Below are 19141 nucleotides of genomic sequence, written 5' to 3' on the forward strand. Positions count from 1 at the left end.
CGTATAAATGCCGTTTCGGAGGAGAATGAACAAGCGGTAAACACCTACACTTCCACATCGCCAGCCCCGGGAGCAACTCCACATGAGTCGCCTTTTACCGATGTGTCTGATGAGACTCGCCCTGCTGGTCGGACTGTCGACATCGGCGATGGCCGCCGAACATGTCACAACCTTTCCCAGTCGGCCGGGGGTCACCCTGTCCATGCTGGTGATCACCCCTGAAGCCGCGCCACAGGGCAGCCTGCTGATTTATGTCGGCGGCGGCGGCGCCATCGGCTTGCGCCCGGATCGCAATCCGGGCCAGCGGGGCGGCAATTTTCTCTTTCGTGTCGCCGACCAGTTGGCCGCCACCGGATATGTGGTTGGTATCCTTGACAATCCTTCCGACAGCCCCTCAGCGGTCTGGAACCAGCGGAGCAGCGAGAGCCACGCCCAGGATAGCCTAGCCGCCCTCAAGGCCTTGCGTAGCCTGGCCGCTGGACCCGCCTGGATCATTGGGACCAGCATGGGCACGGTATCGGCCGCCAATGCCGCCGCCCGCCTGTCCCCAGCCCAGGGCGGACCCGATGGCATCGTGCTGACCTCCAGCATTTCCGCGACCTCGCGCAATACCAATGAGACGGTCCTCACCGTGCCACTGGACAATATCCGGGTTCCCGTTCTGGTGGTCGCCCATCAAGACGACGCCTGTTTCGCCTCCCCCGCCGCGGCGGCCCAGCGAATCCGGGACGAGGCACAGGGCGCTCCCCGGAGCGCCATTTTGCTGTACAAGGGCGGAAAGCCCCCTGAAAGCGGCCCCTGCGAGCCCTTTGCGCCACATGGTTTTTTCGGGATCGAAGCCCAGGTGGTCGCGGATATCATCAATTGGATCACGGCGGCCCCGAGCAAATCAGAATGACGGGGCAAAAGCGCTGATGATGTGGATTGCTCCCGTGCCGAGTCGCCCTTACACTGCCTCATCCTCGTGCCGGAGCAGACCATGTCCGATCAAGACCGCATTATCGAATTGACCGCCGCCCTGGCTGACGTGGTTTCCCGCAAGGTCGAGGAAATCAAGAAGGTCACCGGAACGACCCGCATTCTCGCCCTGAACGCGCTGATCGAGGCCGCCCGTGCCGGAGAAGCCGGCAAGGGCTTTGCCGTGGTCGCGGGCGAGGTCAAGCATGTCTCGGAAAGCATCGACGGCATCACCCAGTCGCTGGAAGCCGAAATGGGCGCGGCGGTGGAGGAGCTCAGCCGATTGGCCACCAATATGCGGGCCGAAGCGGCCAACGAATAGCCCCGCCGCGATGCCCCGCCGCTGCCGCCCCGCCCTTTGCCTCGCCCTGCTGCTCAGTCTCGCGGCAAGCCCATCGGCCCAGGCCGGATTCAACGAGGGCATGGCGGCGTTCCAGAAGCGCGACTGGGCCACGGCCGCCAACGAATTCCGCCCCCTGGCCGATAAGGGCAACGCCGCCGCCCAGGCGCGTCTCGGCCACATCCTGTTCCAGGGCCTGCTGGGTAACCGCGACGATGTCGAGGCGCTGCGCCTGATCAATGCCTCGGCCAGCGCCGGAGACGCCTTTGGCCAGCATCTGCTGGGCAATGCCTATTTCTTTGGCCGCGGCGTCCCCAAGGACCCGGCCACCGCCCTGGTCTGGTACGGGCGTGCCGCCGACAAGGACCAGCCTGAAAGCCTGCATGCCCTGGGCGAAATCCACTTCAACGGCTTGGGCGTGGGCAAAAACGAAGCTCGCGGGATCGAGTACTATACCCGCGCCGCCGACAAGGGGGTTCCCGCCAGTCTGGAAAAGCTGGCCGAACTCAACTGGGGTGGTCGCGCCATGCCCACCAACCGGACCAAAGCGGTGGAATACGCCACCCGGGCGGCCGCCAGCGGACGGATGGGCGCCCAGTTCCTGCTGGGGGTCGCCAAGCTGACCGGGGACGGCACCGAGAAGAACGCCGCCGAGGCGGTCCAATGGTTCCGCAAGGCCGCCGAACAGGGGCATCCCCAGTCTCAGCATAATCTGGGCGTGACCACGGTGACCGGCCTGGGTACCGCCAAGAACCCGGCCGAGGGCTATTTCTGGCTTGCCCTGGCCGCCGAGCGGGCTCCCGCCAATCTGAAGGCCAATTACGAGAAGGAGCGCGACGGCATCGGGGCAAAACTAACCCCCGCCGAGCTCGCTGCCGCCCGCGCCCGGGTGATTGCCTGGAAGCCCCCATCCCAGGGAGGCGCCGCGGTGCCCATTACCGTCGCGCCGCCCGCCGCATCGCCCTCGACCACCGGCCGTGCGCAGCCGCCCATGACCGCGTCTCAGCCCTCCGGCCCCATCACCACCTTGGCACCGCCGGAAAGCTCCACCCAGCGGAATGCCACCACCACCGGCACCGGCTTCGTCATCACCCGTGACGGCACCATCCTGACCAATGCCCATGTGGTGGAGCAATGCAGAACCATTTCCATCAAGCCGCAGGACGGCCCTCCCGTGGTGGCGGGAATCATCGCCAAGGATACCGGCGACGACCTCGCCTTGCTCAAGACCACCCTGCGGGTGCCGCAACCCGCCCGCTTCCGCGAGGACAAGCCCATGCGTTCGGGCGATGAGGTGGTGGTGATCGGCTATCCGCTGTCGTCGCTGTTGTCGCGCGAACCCAATATTACTGCTGGCGTCATCAGCGCCATGGCGGGTATTCGCGGCGATTCCCGCCATTATCAGATTACCGCGCCGGTCCAGAAGGGCAATTCCGGCGGCCCACTGGTGGATACCAGCGGCAATATCGTCGGCGTGGTGTCGTCCAAGCTTAACGCCATGAAGGTGGCGGATCGCACCGGCGACATTCCGCAGAACGTCAACTTCGCCATCAAGGCCGACCTGACCCGGAAATTCCTGGAACGCTATGGCGTGGCCTATGAAACCGCCCCTGCCGGTCCCACCCTGTCGGCGGCCGATGTGGGTGAAATGGTCAGCAAGGTCACCGTCTTCATCCAGTGCAAGGCCAACTGAGACTCAGCGCGCTTCCAGGCGCAGGTCTTCCGAGCCGTCACGCGAACGGACCCGGACGGGTCGGACGCGCTCGGCGTCAAGCTCCAGGTTGACATCCTTGCGATAGGTCCAATCGGAGCCCAGTGCCTCGTCCACCACCAATCCCAGCACCGCCGCGCCACCGGTCGCGACGATGAATCCTGAATTGGCCCAGATCCAGCCGCTGCTGTTGGCCTGAAGGCTGGCGACGGTCCGACGGAAGCCCGGAGCCTCGCAGGTCACCGTTACCGGTGCGGCGGAATGGGGAATGGTGACCTTGGCCGGGGTCTCGATCTCGGCATTGTATCCCCCTCTCCCGCTCAACCGGCACTGCGCCTTGTCGGGATTGGTGCGTATTTGCACGTCGGATTGTGCCGGATTGAACATGGAGGCACATCCCGCTACGACGATCGCGCTCGCCAGGGCGGCACAGATCCGGACACCAGCGATCAGGACAAGGCCCCTTCCAAGCTCTGCGCGGAAAAGGTCCGCGAGCGGCGCTGGTGCAGTTCCAGCAATTTCCAACGGGCCACCGGAATGTCACGTATCACACTGCCCGGAACCATCAACAATTCCGTCCGCTGTTGGGCTTTGAGCACGCCAGTGGGTGGAATGCCGAACAGCACCTCGGACTCGTTGAACGGCTCGCCGATGCCGCAATATTCCACCACATCACCCAACCGACGTTCCATCAGCCCGTCACGAACCATATAGATGTAGTCCTGACCGCTGGTGTCGATCACCTCGCCCGCCGCCATGTAATAGGGCTCCGAGGCCTCGACGATCCGAACCTCGGTCAGGTTGGAAAGGCTCTCGCCGAACAACCAGGTGTGGTTGAAGAAGTTGCGCAATTGCGACAGCCGCCCGATGCGCTCGGTCATCTCGTTGCGCTCGACGAAACTGCGATACAGCGCCGCCGGGATACGCAACGCCTTGACGAAGCTCAGCGCCCGGAAGGTTTCCAAGGAAGGCTCGCCAGACAGCGCATAGGACTCTCCCACCATGGCCCCGGCGGACAAGGTGGCATTGTGGTCGGAGTCGGATTCGATGGTTTCCACCAACCCGGTCAGGATGAGGTGGATGTCGTCGCAGATACTGCCTTCACGCAGCAGGATGCTTTCCGGATTGAAGGTCACCACCGGATGATTGAGCAGGATGCGGATCTGATGATCGGGCACCCCCAGGAAATAGGCCGCCAGATAGCCATGGGCGGCGCGCAGGCGGTATTCCTGATGGGCGGGAATAAGGGCATCCACCGTACCGAACGGAGCGCCGGAACCGATGGTCTTCTGGGCGCGGGTCAAGGCCAGCGCGGTGTGGGACAAGATGATCTTGCCCGATGCGTCGTCGCGAAAATCCTCGGCGCAGCCATGGATCAACCCGCCGCCGATATCCAGCTTCTTGATATCGGCCGGGATCAGGTAGTCGGCCTTGACCTGCATCATCAACTCGCTGCTGATGCCGTGGCGGGTCTCGTCATCGTCGACCATCTGGCCCAGAACATCCATGGACACGATATCGGCCATATGGGCATAGGAGCGATAGCCCTCCTCCCACGGCGTCCGGAAATGAAACACGGTGGTTTCCACCGGATGGGGCGAGAAGATGGGCTTGACCTCCAATCCCTCGATATCGTTCCAGACTCCCATCTCCAGGTCGCAGATCTCGAAATATTCCCCGAAGGATTCCTCGGGCAGCGCCGTCAGCGCCGACAGCTTCTTGGCCACCGAAGCCCGCACGGATGAGGCGGCGAAATACTTGATGCGATGATCGGCACGGAACAGCGTGGTCAAACCGCAAAAATGGTCGTCGTGGCAATGGGTGTGGAAGATGCCTTCCACCTCCTGCACGCCGATGCCCAGCGCCTGGAGCGCGCCGTGGATATTGGGGCCGGCATCGATCAGATAAACCTTGCCCTGGAACATCATGATGGAGGACATGGCGGCCCGCTCGGGGTCCCAACCATCGCCCTCGCCGGAATGGACCACCGAGAAGTAGCCGCGTTCCAGATCGTGATAGCCCAGGTGATAGGGGGTTTCATAGGTGCTGCCGATCCCGAGATTCAGATCGACCACCGCCGTTTCGTCGCCATAGGCGAATTCGAAGACGTTCAGTTCCAGCCGCCGCACCGTCACGCCGCCCGGCAGGATGGCGGGACCGTCGCCGATGACGCAGGTGTCCAGCAGGTCGCCCGGCGGCCGGATGGCGCCAAAAGCGAAGCGCAGCTTCATGCGCATCCATTCCTGGGCCATGTCGCGCGGGACACCGGCCACCACCATCTCATCCTCGCACAGCAGGCCATAATTGCCGCGCATCACATATTCCATCTGCGCTTCCACCTGCTGGGCCAACCCCATGATCAGCGGCTTGCGCCCCGAGCAATTGGGATGGCCGGGAATGATCATTCCCTGGCGGTAGAGCATCTGGAGGATGGGAAATTCGGACAGATTGCAGAAGGCGCCATTCTGCAACGAAACATCCGACAGCAAGATGACGTTGGGGCCGGTCTCGAAGGTGACGCCCGCCCGCTCGGTGGGAATGATCAGGCCGCGCTTGATCAGATGCTTGACGCTATCGGCGGGACAGCCGCAAAGAACCCGCACATCAGCCTCGGGCACCTCGACCCAGCTGATGCCGGTCGATACCGGCACCACCCTCATTCGGCTTCCAGCCACGGACTTCTGGGCGGGGACGGAACTGGACTTCCGTTCCGATTTCGACATCACCCACCGACCATGAAGAACGCCGACCAGATATAGGGCATACTCCACTGTGAGTTTCTGAGCATTTCCAATTGCGCCTCCCGCAAAGCGTCATGCGGAGTCTTGCCCGCCAGAAGCCTTTTGTAAAGAGCCGCCATCAAAGTCTGGGTTCCGGCGTCGCTGACTTCCCACAGCGACGACACCACCGACTGGGCTCCCGCCTCCTGGAAGGCGCGCCGCAAACCATAGACGCCCTCGCCTTCATGGATTTCACCCAAGCCGGTTTCGCAGGCCGACAGGATGGCGAGACGGGTGCCGGTGAGGTCGAGCCCCAGCACTTCCAGCGCGGTCAAGACGCCGTCGTTGTCGGTGTCGATATCGCCCAGCACGGCGGCGTTGGAGTTGATGCCGGCAAAAGCCAGACCGGCGCGCAGTAGCGGATTGTCACCGGGGGGCGGAAATTGGAAATCACTGGACCGCTGCAATTTCAGCAGGCGCTTCCTCAGGGTATCGTCGGCCTTGAGGAAGAAGCCGTGGGTGGCGATGTGCAGCACCTCGGGCGGCTGGTTCATCTCGCGCAGCACCCGCTCCTGGGCGTCGGCCTTGGAATAGACAGTGGTCGGCTTACCCTGGTTTTCCACCGTCTTCTGGATCAGCTGGCCTTCCTTCTCGGCACCGGGCAGCGGATCGAATTTCAGGCCGCGCATGCCCGCCGCGCCGCCGCGCATGGTGTTCTGGAATTCCGACCCGGCCGAGCGCGAGCGCGCCTTTTCCAGCACCGCCTTGCCCACCACCTCGTCGGTGTTGTAGTCGGGACCGGCATTGATCATGTAGCCGCCCTTCGCCGCCTGGATGGTGGAGGGCAGCAGATCGCGGGTGGAATTCAGCACATAAAGATCGATGCGCTCGATCAGGTATTTGCGACTGGGCTCCACCAGGGCACTCAGGGGCAGAATGTTCAAACCGCCGTCAGGCACCACGTAAACCTTGGTTGACGTCTTGATCAGACGCTCCAGCGGCTGCCAGACCAGCTTGTGAACCGATTGGCCCAAGTCCAGCAGGTCGTCGATGTCGACATCCTCATTCTGGATTTCGGCGCGATATTTCAGGATGGCGGCATCGATGGGCGGCAGGGCATCGTACTTGACCAGCCCGAAGCTGGGCGTGTCGCCGTCCTTGCGCATGACCGCCGCCACCAGCTTCTGGGTCCCCTCCTCGCCATAGATGAAGAAGTCCACTAGCACCGCGCCGCTGGGCAGGGCCTTGACCAGATCATCCAGCGCGATGGGCGCCACCGACTTCTGAAAACGGGCGCTGGCGCGGCCCAGGGCACCTTGCAGGGTATTGACCTTCTCTTCCAGGCCGTTGATCACCTCGACATGGTTGTCCTTGGTCTCGTCGGTGGGACCGGACAGGGTCAGGGCGGCGAGCTTCTTGCGCACTTCCGACAGTTCATCGGTGATCTTGGTCAGCTCGGGGTCGCGCGACAGCCGGGTCATCTGCTGGATTTCCGAGGCCACCTTGAGCAGGATGCCCTTGCGGTTCAGCGAGACTTCCATCAGTGACCGTCCGGCGGTTTCCTCGTCCAGCTTGGTCAGCGCCGACACATAGGCCGCCAGTTCCGGTCCATGCAGCCGGACATAGCCTTCGCGGGCATTGTCGCCCGTGACGTAAAGAACGCGGTTGAGGAATTCGGTACGGCGCATGAAGGTGGTCTTGCGAACCTCGGCGGCACCCTTGATGTCGCCCTTATCCTCCAATACGGCCCCCAGGGTGTTGAGGGTCTCGAAGGTATAGGGATGGGCCGGCCCCAGCACCGCCTCGTCGGCGGCCAGGGTCTTGCGCAGCAGCGCCTCGGCCTCTTTCAGGCGCTTGGTGGTGCGATACAACGCGCCAAGGTCGTGCATGGAGCGCAGGGTGTCGAGGTGCTTCTCGCCCAGCACGGCGCGGCGGGACGCCAGCGCCTGTTCCAGCAACGGCTCGGCCTCCTTGACCTTGCCCATGCGGTGATAGGCCCGGGCCAGATTATTCAGCGCCTTCAAGGTATTCTGGTGACGCGGCCCATAGGCCTTGGACCAGGCCTCGTGCACCTGCTTGAACATGGCGGAGGCCCGCTCGGGCTCGCCCTTCAGCATGTAGAGATAGGCCAGGTTATTGGTGCTGGCGATGGTATCGGGGTGCTTCGGCCCGATGGTCTTGGAGAACACCGCGATCACGCTTTGGTACAAGGGCTCGGCCTTGTCGAACACGCCCTGGCTCTCATAGAGCAGCGCCAGGTTGTTCATTGTGGTCATGGTGGTGGGATGAGTCTCGCCAAAGGCCTTGCGGCTGCTGTCCAGGGCGGCGCGCAAGTAAGGCTCGGCCCGCTCGTAGATGCCCTGCTTCTCCAGAATCTCGCCCAGATTGTTAGTGGCGATCACCGAGGAGGCATGATCCGGTCCCAGGACCTTGAGATAGCGTTCCAGCGCGTCCTGGAAGGTCTTTTCCGCCTCCAGCAGACGCCCCTGCTTGCGATAGACGCTGGCCAGGGAGGACAGCGCCGCCAGGGTATTGGGATGGGCGGCGCCCAGGCGGGCGGTCTGGGCCTCCAGCACCTCCTTGGCCATGGCTTCCGCCTTGTCGTATTCGCCGCGATCGTCCAGAACGTCGGCGAGATCACCCTTGGCACTGAGCAGGTTGGTGATGTCGTTGGCGGCGCCCGCGTCCTTGACCACACTTTCCAGCACGCTTTGCGCCTCGGCCAGACGGCCCTGACGGTGATAGACGGCACCGGCGTCGATGCGAGACGTCAGCCCCAGCGGATCGGACGGCGCCAGGGCCAGCTTCTGGATGGCCAGGGCCTGGTCGTAAAGGCCCGCGGCGGCGTTGTATTCCCCCTGATGGCGTTTCATGGCGCCCTGCTGGGCGACACAGCGGGAATATTCGCCATGGGCCGCGCCATAGACCTTGCGCGCGGCGGCGCAGGTGGCGTCCAGCAGCTTTTCGCCGTCCTTGACCTTGCTGGCGTTGACCTGGGATCGGGCCACCGACATTTGCAGCCGCAAAGTGGCGGGATGCTCGGCCCCCAGGGCGGTCGCCGAAGCCTTGGCCGCCGCCTGATAGGTCTTGACGGCGGCATCCATCTTGGCCTGGGACTGGTAATGGCTGGCCAGCGCCTGGGCAATTTTCAGGGTTTCGGGGTGGCCTTCGCCCAACGAGGCCTGGGAAAGCTTGAGCGCCAGCTGGAAACTGGCCTCGGCGGCATCGCTCATGCCCGCCAGTTGCTGCAAACCGGCCAGATCGGTGGCGCTGATGATGGTGGCGAGATGGCCCTCGCCCAGATTGTCCTTGGCGATGTTCAAGGCCTGGCTGGCCTCTTCCATGGCCTTGGGCAGATCGCCGCCCCCGGCCGAGGCGATGGCCTGCTGGTGGGCGCGGTTCCATAGGACGGCGGCGCGCTGCTTGGCCTGGGGCACGCCCGAGGCCGCCTGCTGCTTTTCCGCGACCCAAGGGGGCAGAACGTCGCGCAGCCTGGTGATTTCGGCCGCCTGGCGCATCACCTCGTCGCCCTTGCCCGCCTGCATGGCGGCGGCGGCCTTGGCAATGGCCTCGTCAACCGACTGGGCGGCAGCGGGCGCGGCCATCAGCCATGCCACCACCAAAGCCGAGCCAAACGCCTTGACGCTTCGTCCTGCGATCATCGAAGTCTCTCCCAAAGGCCGAACCCAACCCCAGGCTCGACCACGCCCTACTTCTCCTTGTGGGTATAGACGCCGTCCCAATTGACTGCCGGCGGCTCCTCACGGAAATGCGCGATACGGTCCAGATAGACCTTGTAGATCATGCGGTCGGGTTCATCCGCCGCCAGTTCGGAAATGATGGCTTCGGCATCGGCCCATTTCTGGGCGCGGTAAAGTCCCAGGCCGGTATGTAGCTTGGACAGCCGCGCCATGGTCTCGGCATCCACCTCGCCCTCGAAGCCGATGGGCTCGTAGAGGCGAACCGGCGTGTCCTTGCCCTTCACCCGCACCATGTCCAACTCGCGGCTGATCAGCCCCGGCACCGCCGCCTGGGTGTATTCGCTGATCATCAGGTTGACACCGTACTGCTTGGTCAGGCTTTCGATTCGCGACCCCAGGTTGACGGCATCACCCAGCACGGTATAGGCCATGCGGAAGTCGGATCCCATGTTGCCCACATTCATCACGCCGGTATTCAGGCCGATGCCCACCTTGATGGGCTTCCAGCCCCGCGCGATGAACTGCTCCTTCAGGTCGTCCATGGTGGTGACCATCTTCATGGCCGCCTGGATGGCGTGACGGGCATGGTCGGGATCGTGCAAAGGCGCGCCCCAGAACGCCATGATGGCGTCGCCCATATATTTGTCGATGGTGCCACGATAGTCGTGGATGACATGGGTCATGGGGCTGAGGAAGGCGTTCATCAGGACGGTCAGTTCCTGCGGCGCCAACCCCTCCGAGATGGTTGTGAAGCCGCGCACGTCGGAGAACAGCACTGTCATTTCGCGGGATTCGCCACCCACCTGCACCTGCTGGCCGCTCTTGTTCATCTCCGCCACCAGTTCAGGCGGGATATACTGGCCGAAGGTCTTGGCGATCTGCTGCTTCTGATTGCGTTCGACCATGTACTGGCGGAATTCGATCAGCAGATAGCTCATCACCAGGGACATCATGATGTAGAACGTGGGAACCACCAGCCCCGCCTTGACGTAAAGCATGGTGCTGAGGGCCGAGAAACCAACACCGATCAGCAATGCGCCCAGGAACCGGAACATGGGCCGGGTCACCGCCAGGGCGAGCACCACCGTCAGCATCAGCACGAGCAGGGCGGCAACGGCGGCGGTCATGGGCTTGACCGCCTTCAGCGGCGCCCCCTTCAGGATCGAACTCACCGAATCGGCAATGATCTCCACCCCGTAGACCATGCCCACCGGGGTGTCGAACCAATCGTGCGACACTTCCGACGTGTCGCCCAACACCACGATCTTGTCCTTGACCCAGAACTCCAACTCCGCCCGCTCATTTTCGTTCAGGCCAGAAATATCAAGGAATTCCAGGGCACTGATACCCGCCGACTGGCTGAGGAACCGGGTGCCGGTGGGCAGCGACGGAAAGTCGATATAAAGCAGGTTCTGATGATCCAGCGGCACCCGCAGATCGCCCAGCACCAGGGTGGTGCCATCAAGCTTGGGCTCGACACCCAGATACATGGCGGCGGCGCGCACGGCAAAGGGCCAGCCACTCCGCACCGGGGTCAATTCGGGATAGACCTTCAGGCGCGACAGGGTGGTGACCAGCTTGGAATTGGACTGGATGTTCGTGTAGGCGCTGGCCGAAGCCTGGTCCAGCATCTCGGTGGGATAGTTGATCTTGACGAACTTGCCGTCGCGGAATTCGCCCTGGGCCACCAGAATGGTGTTGCCGGCATCCTTCAGCGCCTTGGCCAGTGTCGGGTCCTCGTTATAGGAGGACGGGAAGTCCATCAGCATGTCGACGGCGATGACCTTGGCGCCAAGCTCCTTGAGATTGCTCACAAGGGCGGCGATGTCGGTGCGGCGCAGCGGAAAGCTTTTGTAGGCCTTGAAGAAGGGCTCGTCCACATTGACCACCACCACTTCCGGGGCGATGGCCTGGGTCTTGGGATCGCCATAGGCCAGACGCATCTGGTGCCGGAACGACAGCGTCTGGTCTTCCAGCAGGGCGAACCATTCATAATGTTGGGCGGGGATGGCGACCAGGAACAGAGCAATGGCCAGAAGAATATCGTACCGCTTGGTAATGCCGCCCATGGCTCCCCCCGAAAAGTCGAAAGGCGCCCGCCTTCCGGCGGGCGCCTGATCAGGTTAGTTCGCGTTGAGTTTATCGTTGTAGACCAGGGCTTCCTTCTGCTTCAGCTCAACCAGCTTCAGCTCGTTGTAGGCCCTGATCAACAGGGGACGCATTTCATTATCGTCCTTGTTCTCGTCAAAATACTTGCGGTACATATCCATGGCACCGACGGTCACACCCTTCTCGTCCAACAGATTGGCAACCGAGAAGTCATCCTTGGCATTGATGGCGCGGATCTTGGCGATGGAGTCGGCCAGAGCCTTGTCCTCGGCCGCCGACAACCAGATGATGCCGCCTTCCTTGTCCGCATCAGCCACCTTGGTGGCGCCGTTCATCACCGCCACGGTGAAGGTGTGCTTGCCGGCGCCCAGTTCGGGGACCTTGAAGCGGACCAGATCCTCGTCGGTCCCGGCCACGGTGTGGGCGGTGCCGTCGATGGTGACCACGAAGCTGTGCTGCTTGCCGAAGCTCTGCCAGGCCAGTTCGGGATAGCTGGCGGACAGGGTGATCTGCTGGACCACCCGCAGCTTGATCGCCGCCGATTCCTTCTGCACGCTCCGGCGCACGGTGGTATAGCGCTGCGCCTCGGCGAAGCGGTTGCCGAGACCGGCCACCAGATCGCCCGAAGCGGCCTCGGGAGCGGACAGCTTGCCGCTGACCACCTTCAAGGTGGTGCCCGCGACTTCGATCTGGCTACCGGACGCGATGGTCTGAGCCATGTTGCTGGCCTGATCCACCAGCTTGCCCGAGCCATCGGAACCGGTGCGGATCATGTCGCCGGCAAACAGATACTTGTTGCGGTTGACGGGCTTCCAAGTGGCGCCATCACGGCTATGCTCGACCGTACCGCTCACCTGCATCAGCAGCGAAACGGGCGGATCAGCCGCCAAGGCTCCGGTCGGAGTCTGGATCAACAGCAGCCCAACCGCAAAGAAAAACGCAGCGAACAGTTTGGTCTTCATCATGGCCTCCTTAGCCGATTGTCCAGACTCTACCACAAACCAACGGCCACGATAATCAGGCGGGGACACTAGATTTTCCGCCTATCGCGCCGAAATCATCCGGAATCGGCGTTCATCCTCAAATGCACCGCTCAACATGGTCGGTGTCAAGACCAGACAGCGTTCCTCACCCATTTTGGCCCGCTCGGCCAGGCAGGTCGGCACGGCCTTGGCCTCCTGCAATCCGACGATCAGGCCGCGATAGCGCAACAGCCCGTCCCGGGGCTTGATGACCACCATGGGACGCCCGCCACCCAGACGACCGGACAGTTCGCGGTGCGCCGAGGCCAGTTGCCGCTTCACCTTGGCCAGATCGGTGCCGAAGGCCACTTCCAGCCCCCAGCCCGAGGGTACTGAGGGCGAAACGGCCATGCGCGCCCCCTCCCCGGCCGAGCGGATGCCGCAGGCGGCCAGGGACAGATCGGGCGGCACCCCCGGGGCATTGGGCAAGGCCGCCAGGACAGGCCCGCCGGAGCCCGCCGAACGCAATGCCGCATCCATGGCACGGTGAACGGTGGCAAGACGGGCGGCGGAACTGGGGGCTCCCATCACCACGGCAAGGGCGCGACGCCCGGCCCGTTGCGCCAGCGCCACCAGATTGTAGCCCGCGGGACAGGTGAAGCCGGTCTTCATCCCCTCGGCCCCGGCATAATTGGCGAGAAAGCCGTTCACCGTCGGCAGGACGCGGCCCTTCCAGGTGGTATCGCGGCTGGAGAAGAGCGGCTTGAAGCGGGGAAACTCGCGATCGATGGCCAGGGCCAGCACCGCCATGTCTCGCGGCGTGGTCACATGGCCCGCGGCGGTCATGCCGGTGGCATTGCGGAAACTGGTCGATCCCATGCCCAATCGCCGGGCCTCGGCGGTCATGGCATCGGCGAACGCGGATTCGGATCCGGCCAGATGCTCGGCCACCGCCACGGCGGCATCATTGCCCGAACGCACGATCATCCCTTTCAGTGCGGCACCCAGGGAAATGGTGTCGCCGCGCCGCAGCCCCAGCACCGAGCCGCCCTGGGCCGCCGCGCGTTCCGATACGGTAAGCAACGCTTCCAGGCTGGTCCGCCCCGCCTCGATGGCGCGAAATGCCACATAGGCGGTCATGATCTTGGTCAGCGAGGCGGGATGGTGCGGCCTGCCGCCGCCCTGGTCCGACAGGACGGTTCCGCTGGCCGCGTCCACCGTCAGCACGGCCAGCGGCTCCTCGGCGACCGCGGCGGCCGCGGCGGCCGCGGCGGCCATCGCCGGAGCGGACAACAGGCCAAGGATCAAGCAAAAGGCCATACGGGCAAGGGAGGCAATTGGCATCATACCCAAAGAAATGCGCCTGCCGCCGCCCGAGCGCAAGCGGGTTAACCACGGGTAAAGTCTTGGGGCGCAAACTGTCGATTATAAAGAGTCGCTTCACGACACCTGGAAAACAGGGTTAATTTGAAGAGGGCGGATACAAGAGTTTCGCCAGGGGAAGCGGGATGGCATCGGACGCGACCACTCAGACAACGCCCAGGACCGGCGAGCCGGAACCGCTCCGCCAGCCCAGCTTCCTGCGCCGTTTCGCCGCGCTGGCCGGTCCCTATTGGAATTCCAACGAGAAGTGGACGGTGCGCGGATTGGCGGCCTTGCTGCTGCTGCTGACCGTCTGTCAGGTGGTCATTCCCATCCTGATCAATCTGTGGAGCGCCAGCCTGTTCGATGCCCTGGAACAGAAGTCGCTGGAACGCTTTTTCACCCAAATCATCCAGATCGGCTTCATCCTGCTGGCCAGCATGACGGTCACCGCCACCCATCTCAAGGTCAAGCGGCGGATTCAGCTTGGTTGGCGGCGCTGGCTGACCCGCCGTCTGCAGGACAACTGGATGGCCACCGGCCACCATTACCAGTTGCTGCACATGCCGGGCGATCACGACAATCCCGACGGCCGCATCGCCGAGGATATCCGCAACACCACCGAGGCCGCCCTCGACCTCGCCCATTCCCTGGTCTATTGCGGGCTGCTGCTGGGAAGCTTCATCCAGATCCTGTGGACCCTGTCGGGCGAGCTGTCCATCACCATCGCCGATGTGGAAATTCCCATTCCCGGCCATATGGTCTGGGTGGCGCTGATCTATGCCTCGGCCGCCTCGTCGCTGGCCCTGCTGGTGGGCCGCCCGCTGGTGCGCGCCACCGACAAGCGCCAGACCGCCGAGGCCAATTTCCGCTTCGGTCTGGTCCGCGCGCGCGAGAATTCCGAGGCCATCGCCCTGCTGCACGGCGAGGTGGGCGAGCGCCGCCGCTTCTCCGAACTGTTCCGCGGTATCGAGGGCGCCTGGAACCGCCAGACCCGGGGGCTGACCCGGCTGTTCATCTTCACCTCGGGCTATTCGGTGTTTTCCACCGCCTTCCCCATCCTGATCGCGGCGCCCCGCTATATCGCCGGCATCACCACGCTGGGCCAGCTGATGCAGACCGCCCAGGCCTTCCAGCAATTGTCCCAGGCGCTGTCCTGGCCGGTGGACAATATGCAGAGGGTGGCGGAATGGCGGGCCTCGGTCGAGCGCGTGCTGGCCCTGCACGAGGCCCTGGCCGCCCTGAAGGAAGACACGTCGCGCCCCGATGCCCACACCATCGTGGTGCAGAAGTCGACCATGCCGACACTGTGCTTCCATGACCTGACCATCGCCAATGCCGATGGCGCCGTGGTGCTCCAGGGCTTCAGCGCCGAGATCGACCCCGGCGAGCATGTCCTGGTCGGCGGCGATCCCGGTGCGGCGGTCAAATTGTTCAAGGTGGTGGCCGGGCTATGGCCCTGGGGCAAGGGCACGGTGGGTCTTCCCTGCGACGCGACCCTGTTCTTCATGCCGCAACGCCCCTACATGCCCATCGGCACCTTGCGCGGCGTGCTGGCCTATCCCTCCGCCACCGAGTGTTTCGCCGACGAGGCGCTGGGCGCCGCGCTCGAACAGGTCGGGCTCGGCCATCTGACCGAGCGTCTGGGCCAGTCCGATGCCTGGGAGCAGATCCTGACGGCGGGCGAGCAGCAGCGCCTGGGCTTCGCCCGCCTGCTGCTGCACCGCCCGAAATGGGTTTTCCTGCAGGAAGCCACCGACGCCATGGACCCCGAGGGCGAACGGCGGATGATGCAGCTGCTGCTCGACGAGTTCCCCGCCGCCACCGTCATCACCGTTGGCTTCCATGCCGACCTGGAACCCTATCACCAGCGCAAGCTGACCCTGACTCCCACGCCCGAGGGGCTGATCCTGGTGCGCGAAAGCCGCAAGGCCTGGGAGCAGCCCAAGCGCTCGGTCAATTGGGGCGGGCGCCTGTTCAGCTCGCTACTGCGCCGTAACGAGCGCCGCGCCCTGATTTCCGGCATGTGGAAGCGCGGCGACTGGCGGAACTGACCTACTCTCCCCCGTGCTGCCCGGTGATCAGGCCGCGATACCATTTGCCGGAATTCTTCAAGGTCCGCTTGCCGGTCGGAAAATCCACGTGCAGCAGCCCGAAGCGGGGGCCGTAGCCCGATCCCCATTCGAAGCAGTCCAGCAACGACCAGACGAAATAGCCGCGCAGATCGGCGCCCTCGGCCACCGCGTCGCGCATGGCCTTGGTGTATTCGCGGAAATAGGCGATGCGGTGGGTATCCTTGACCTCGCCGGTCTCGTCGGGCTCATCGCTGCCCGCCCCACCGCCGCAACCATTCTCGGTGACATAGATGGGCATCTTGTAGCGCCGGGTCAGTTCCAGCAGTTCTTCCTTGAACACCTCGGGAAAGATCGGCCAGCCTACTTCGGGATGATTGGCCGATTGGGGCGGCTCGCCCCAGCCATAGCCCCAGGTGAGGTCGGGATTCACCTTGGCGTAGATGGGGCCGTAATGGTTCAGCCCGATCCAGTCGGTGGGGCGGCAGATGGCGGCCATGTCCCCGGCCTTCACATGGGGCTCCATCTGATCCAGGACTATGGCGGGATAGTGGCCCAGATGCTGGGGATCGGCGAAGACCAGATTCCAATGGGCGTTCAGCAGTTCCGCCGCCGCCTTGTTCTCCTCCAGACCGCCCTCGGGCCGCACGATCTGGCGGTTGTGGATGGCGCCGATGGAAGCGCCGGGAACATGGTCGCGCAGGATGTCCACCCCGGCACCATGGGCAAGGTTGACATGGTGGACGGCGCGCATATGGGCCGACTTGTCGGTCACCCCCGGCGCCGCCCAGTCGATGGCATAGCCGAACAGGGTGAAGACCGAGAACTCGTTGAAGGTGGCCCAGTGCTTGACCCGGTCGCCATAGCGCTTGGCCGCCAGCACCGCGAAATCGGCGAACCAGCCCGCCGAATCCCGATTGGTCCAGCCGCCCAGATCGTCGAGCGCCTGGGGCAGATCCCAGTGATAGAGACAGGCCCAGGGCTGGATACCCGCTTCCAGCAAGCCGTCGATCAGACGGTCGTAGAAGTCGAGCCCGGCCGGGTTGACCGCCCCCCTACCCCGCGGCAGCAGCCGGGGCCAGGCCAGGGAGAAGCGATAGGCCGAGACGCCGATCTCCTTCATCAGGGCGATGTCTTCCGGCCAGCGGTGATAGTGGTCACAGGCGGTGTCGGCATTGACGCCGCCCCAGACGCCGCCTTCGAGGCGACAGCGGGTGTCCCAGATGCTGGGGCCGCGCCCGTCTTCCTTGGTGGCGCCCTCCACCTGGAAGGCCGAGGTCGATACCCCCCAGAGGAAATCAGGCCGTAGCCCCAGGGCTTTGGCAACGGTCTCCGGCTTTTTGGGCGGCATGGGAACCTCTCAGGCGGTTGGGAAAATAAGCTTCCCACCGCCCTCTCATGCCGTCAAGGAACCACCTCGATGCTGCCGATCATCTTGGTATGGCCCAGGCCGCAATATTCGGCGCACTGGATGCGCACCCGGCCCGACGGTGGCGCCGTCAGGCTCACCACCCGAACCGTCCCGGGCTCCAGCAATACCTCGGCATCGCCGATGGCGGCGGAATGCACCACGTCCTCGGACAGCAGATGCAGACGATAGGCGCCGCCCGGCGCCAGTTCCAGGGCGGGGCTGAACTCCCAACGCCGCGCCGTCATATAGACATCGCCCGGCGGCACCCGGACCACCCCGCTGGCTCCCTGCGCCGCCAATCGTGCGCCGAAATCGCTGCCCTCCACCCGGTAGGCGGTCGATGGCAGGATGTCCGAGCCGGTGCGTCCGGCCAGCCAGCCCGCCAGCAGGATCAGGCTCGCCAGCAGCACCAAAGTGGCAGCCATGCGGCTATTCATTGCGGGTCTCCTGGCGTCCCAGCAACCGCACCAGCGCCATCCAGACGAAGATGATGCCGCCCAGCACCGCCAATCCGGTGCCCATGCCCACCACCCCCATGGAAACCTTCTTCCACAGGGTGTCGAGGCCCTGGTCGATGCCGGTGGTCTTGCGCGGCACCCCGGCGGCGCCCGCCAGGAAAAAGCCCAGGGCATGGACCAACTGGCCCCAGCCATAGAGATGGAACTGCAGCGGCACCGCCCTGCCCTTTCCCGCCTCGCGGCCCAACAGCGGCAGGATCACCACCAGCACCAGCCCCATCAGGCCCAGTTGCACCCCGCCGATCACCGCATGGTAATGGGAGGGAGTCCGGGTGTCGGCCACGCCCAGGAAGAATCCGGCGAAGCCGCCGATGCCGAACACCACCAGCGACAATGCCAGCGCCAGGAAGGCGGGCGAGCGCCAGTCACGCGGCCCCCTGGCCAGCTGCAGGGCGGTGCCGAGCCCCAGCACCAGCGGCGGCAGTGGCAGGCCCACCCAGAGCAGACGGGTGAATATCTGGCGATGGGCCAGCCCCAGCACGTCGCCGCCCAGGACATAAATCAATGGCGAGGCCAAAGCGAACAGGGCCAGGGCGGCGAAACAGGCATTGGCCAGCACCGGCGCCACCGGAGGCGCGCCGAATTCGCGCTCGCACAGGATCTGCCACGCCACCATCAGGATCAAGGTGTTCAGCAGTTGCAGCACATGGCCGCCGCCCCAGAACACCCGCTCGTTGAACAGGTCAGGATCGGTCCCGGCGGGGATCAGGACCCAGGCGATTCCGAAACAGGCCAGGGCGGCGAGAGTGACGACACCGCCGCAGGCGATGCCGAAGACCACCGGCTGCCTCGGCCGGGCCAGCAGCACCGGCAACAGCCGCAAACAGGCCAGCGCCACTCCCAGGGCATGGATGCCGAGTCCCACATAAAACAGCGGGTGGCTCACCACCGGCACATAATTATTGAGCGAGGGTTCGCCCTGGTCGGCCAGGGCCGGGATCAACAGGATCACCACTCCGAGACTCCCCAGCCCCAGACCGAGCCGCCCCAGCCGGTCGGCCCAGGCGCCAGCGGTCGCCGCCAGCACCGACAGCGCGCCCAAACCGGCCAGGAACCACACGGTCAGCGACAGAGTCACATGGGTGACCAGGGCGCGGTAGAAGAAATGCGGTCCCCAGGGCAGCCAGTCCTGCACCTTGGGCGTGCGCGACAGGCCCAGCAGCAGGGCGAGCGCGCCCGCCACCGCCAGCGATCCCACCGCCAACAAGGCCCAGCCGCGCAATTCGGCGCGGCGGCCGGGACTCAAGGGTTCAGGCATCCAGGGATGCGGCCACATGG

Annotated in this window: 13 protein-coding genes; 4 read left to right on the forward strand and 9 right to left on the reverse strand. The window is 64.4% G+C overall.

The features are described 5' to 3' along the window. Positions 1 to 109: 109 nt before the first annotated feature. The 3 genes from A6A04_RS18540 to A6A04_RS18550 all read left to right on the forward strand — a co-directional run bounded on the left by A6A04_RS18540 (position 110) and on the right by A6A04_RS18550 (position 2990). Positions 110 to 898 (forward strand): alpha/beta hydrolase, encoded by a 789-nt coding sequence (locus A6A04_RS18540; RefSeq protein WP_156612691.1) that lies wholly within the window; start codon positions 110 to 112, stop codon positions 896 to 898. A gap of 81 nt (positions 899 to 979) precedes the next feature. Then, complete coding sequence (locus tag A6A04_RS23495; protein ID WP_068495511.1) at positions 980 to 1279, forward strand: methyl-accepting chemotaxis protein; 300 nt, start codon at positions 980 to 982, stop codon at positions 1277 to 1279. A gap of 10 nt (positions 1280 to 1289) precedes the next feature. Then, positions 1290 to 2990: a tetratricopeptide repeat-containing serine protease family protein gene (locus A6A04_RS18550; protein WP_068495512.1), complete on the forward strand. Its 1701-nt coding sequence runs from the start codon at positions 1290 to 1292 to the stop codon at positions 2988 to 2990. 3 nt (positions 2991 to 2993) lie between these two features. Here A6A04_RS18550 and A6A04_RS18555 read toward each other — a convergent pair whose 3' ends face one another. The 6 genes from A6A04_RS18555 to A6A04_RS18580 form a co-directional block, all read right to left on the reverse strand. After that, positions 2994 to 3395 (reverse strand): hypothetical protein, encoded by a 402-nt coding sequence (locus A6A04_RS18555; RefSeq protein ID WP_068495513.1) that lies wholly within the window; start codon positions 3393 to 3395, stop codon positions 2994 to 2996. Positions 3396 to 3457: 62 nt separating this feature from the next. Then, positions 3458 to 5668, reverse strand: coding sequence for a cyclic nucleotide-binding domain-containing protein (locus A6A04_RS18560; protein ID WP_068495514.1), 2211 nt, complete (start codon positions 5666 to 5668; stop codon positions 3458 to 3460). Positions 5669 to 5730: 62 nt separating this feature from the next. Further along, positions 5731 to 9390, reverse strand: a complete 3660-nt coding sequence (locus A6A04_RS18565; RefSeq protein WP_068495515.1) for a CHAT domain-containing tetratricopeptide repeat protein — start codon at positions 9388 to 9390, stop codon at positions 5731 to 5733. Between the two features lie 47 nt (positions 9391 to 9437). After that, positions 9438 to 11498, reverse strand: coding sequence for an adenylate/guanylate cyclase domain-containing protein (locus A6A04_RS18570; protein ID WP_068495516.1), 2061 nt, complete (start codon positions 11496 to 11498; stop codon positions 9438 to 9440). A 54-nt stretch (positions 11499 to 11552) separates the two neighbouring features. Beyond that, a complete protein-coding gene (locus tag A6A04_RS18575; RefSeq protein WP_245651292.1) occupies positions 11553 to 12503 on the reverse strand; it encodes a DUF7354 domain-containing protein in 951 nt (316 codons plus the stop codon). 78 nt (positions 12504 to 12581) lie between these two features. Further along, positions 12582 to 13793, reverse strand: coding sequence for a D-alanyl-D-alanine carboxypeptidase family protein (locus A6A04_RS18580; RefSeq protein WP_245651293.1), 1212 nt, complete (start codon positions 13791 to 13793; stop codon positions 12582 to 12584). 215 nt (positions 13794 to 14008) lie between these two features. Between A6A04_RS18580 and A6A04_RS18585 the strand changes: the two genes are divergently transcribed. Continuing rightward, entirely contained in the window at positions 14009 to 15916 is a 1908-nt protein-coding gene (locus tag A6A04_RS18585; RefSeq protein ID WP_068495519.1) for an ABC transporter ATP-binding protein/permease, read from the forward strand. 1 nt (position 15917) lies between these two features. Here A6A04_RS18585 and A6A04_RS18590 read toward each other — a convergent pair whose 3' ends face one another. The 3 genes from A6A04_RS18590 to A6A04_RS18600 are packed head-to-tail and all read right to left on the reverse strand — an operon-like array spanning position 15918 to position 19139. Further along, entirely contained in the window at positions 15918 to 17285 is a 1368-nt protein-coding gene (locus A6A04_RS18590) for a GH1 family beta-glucosidase (protein ID WP_068495520.1), read from the reverse strand. Between the two features lie 53 nt (positions 17286 to 17338). Then, entirely contained in the window at positions 17339 to 17770 is a 432-nt protein-coding gene (locus A6A04_RS18595) for a cupredoxin domain-containing protein (RefSeq protein ID WP_245651294.1), read from the reverse strand. Positions 17771 to 17774: 4 nt separating this feature from the next. Next, positions 17775 to 19139 carry a cbb3-type cytochrome c oxidase subunit I gene (locus A6A04_RS18600; RefSeq protein ID WP_068495522.1) on the reverse strand — a complete coding sequence of 455 codons (1365 nt, stop codon included), beginning with the start codon at positions 19137 to 19139 and terminating at the stop codon, positions 17775 to 17777. Positions 19140 to 19141: the final 2 nt, after the last annotated feature.

The sequence above is a fragment of the Paramagnetospirillum marisnigri genome, from assembly GCF_001650715.1.
GTDB classification, from domain to species: Bacteria; Pseudomonadota; Alphaproteobacteria; order Rhodospirillales; family Magnetospirillaceae; genus Phaeospirillum; species Phaeospirillum marisnigri.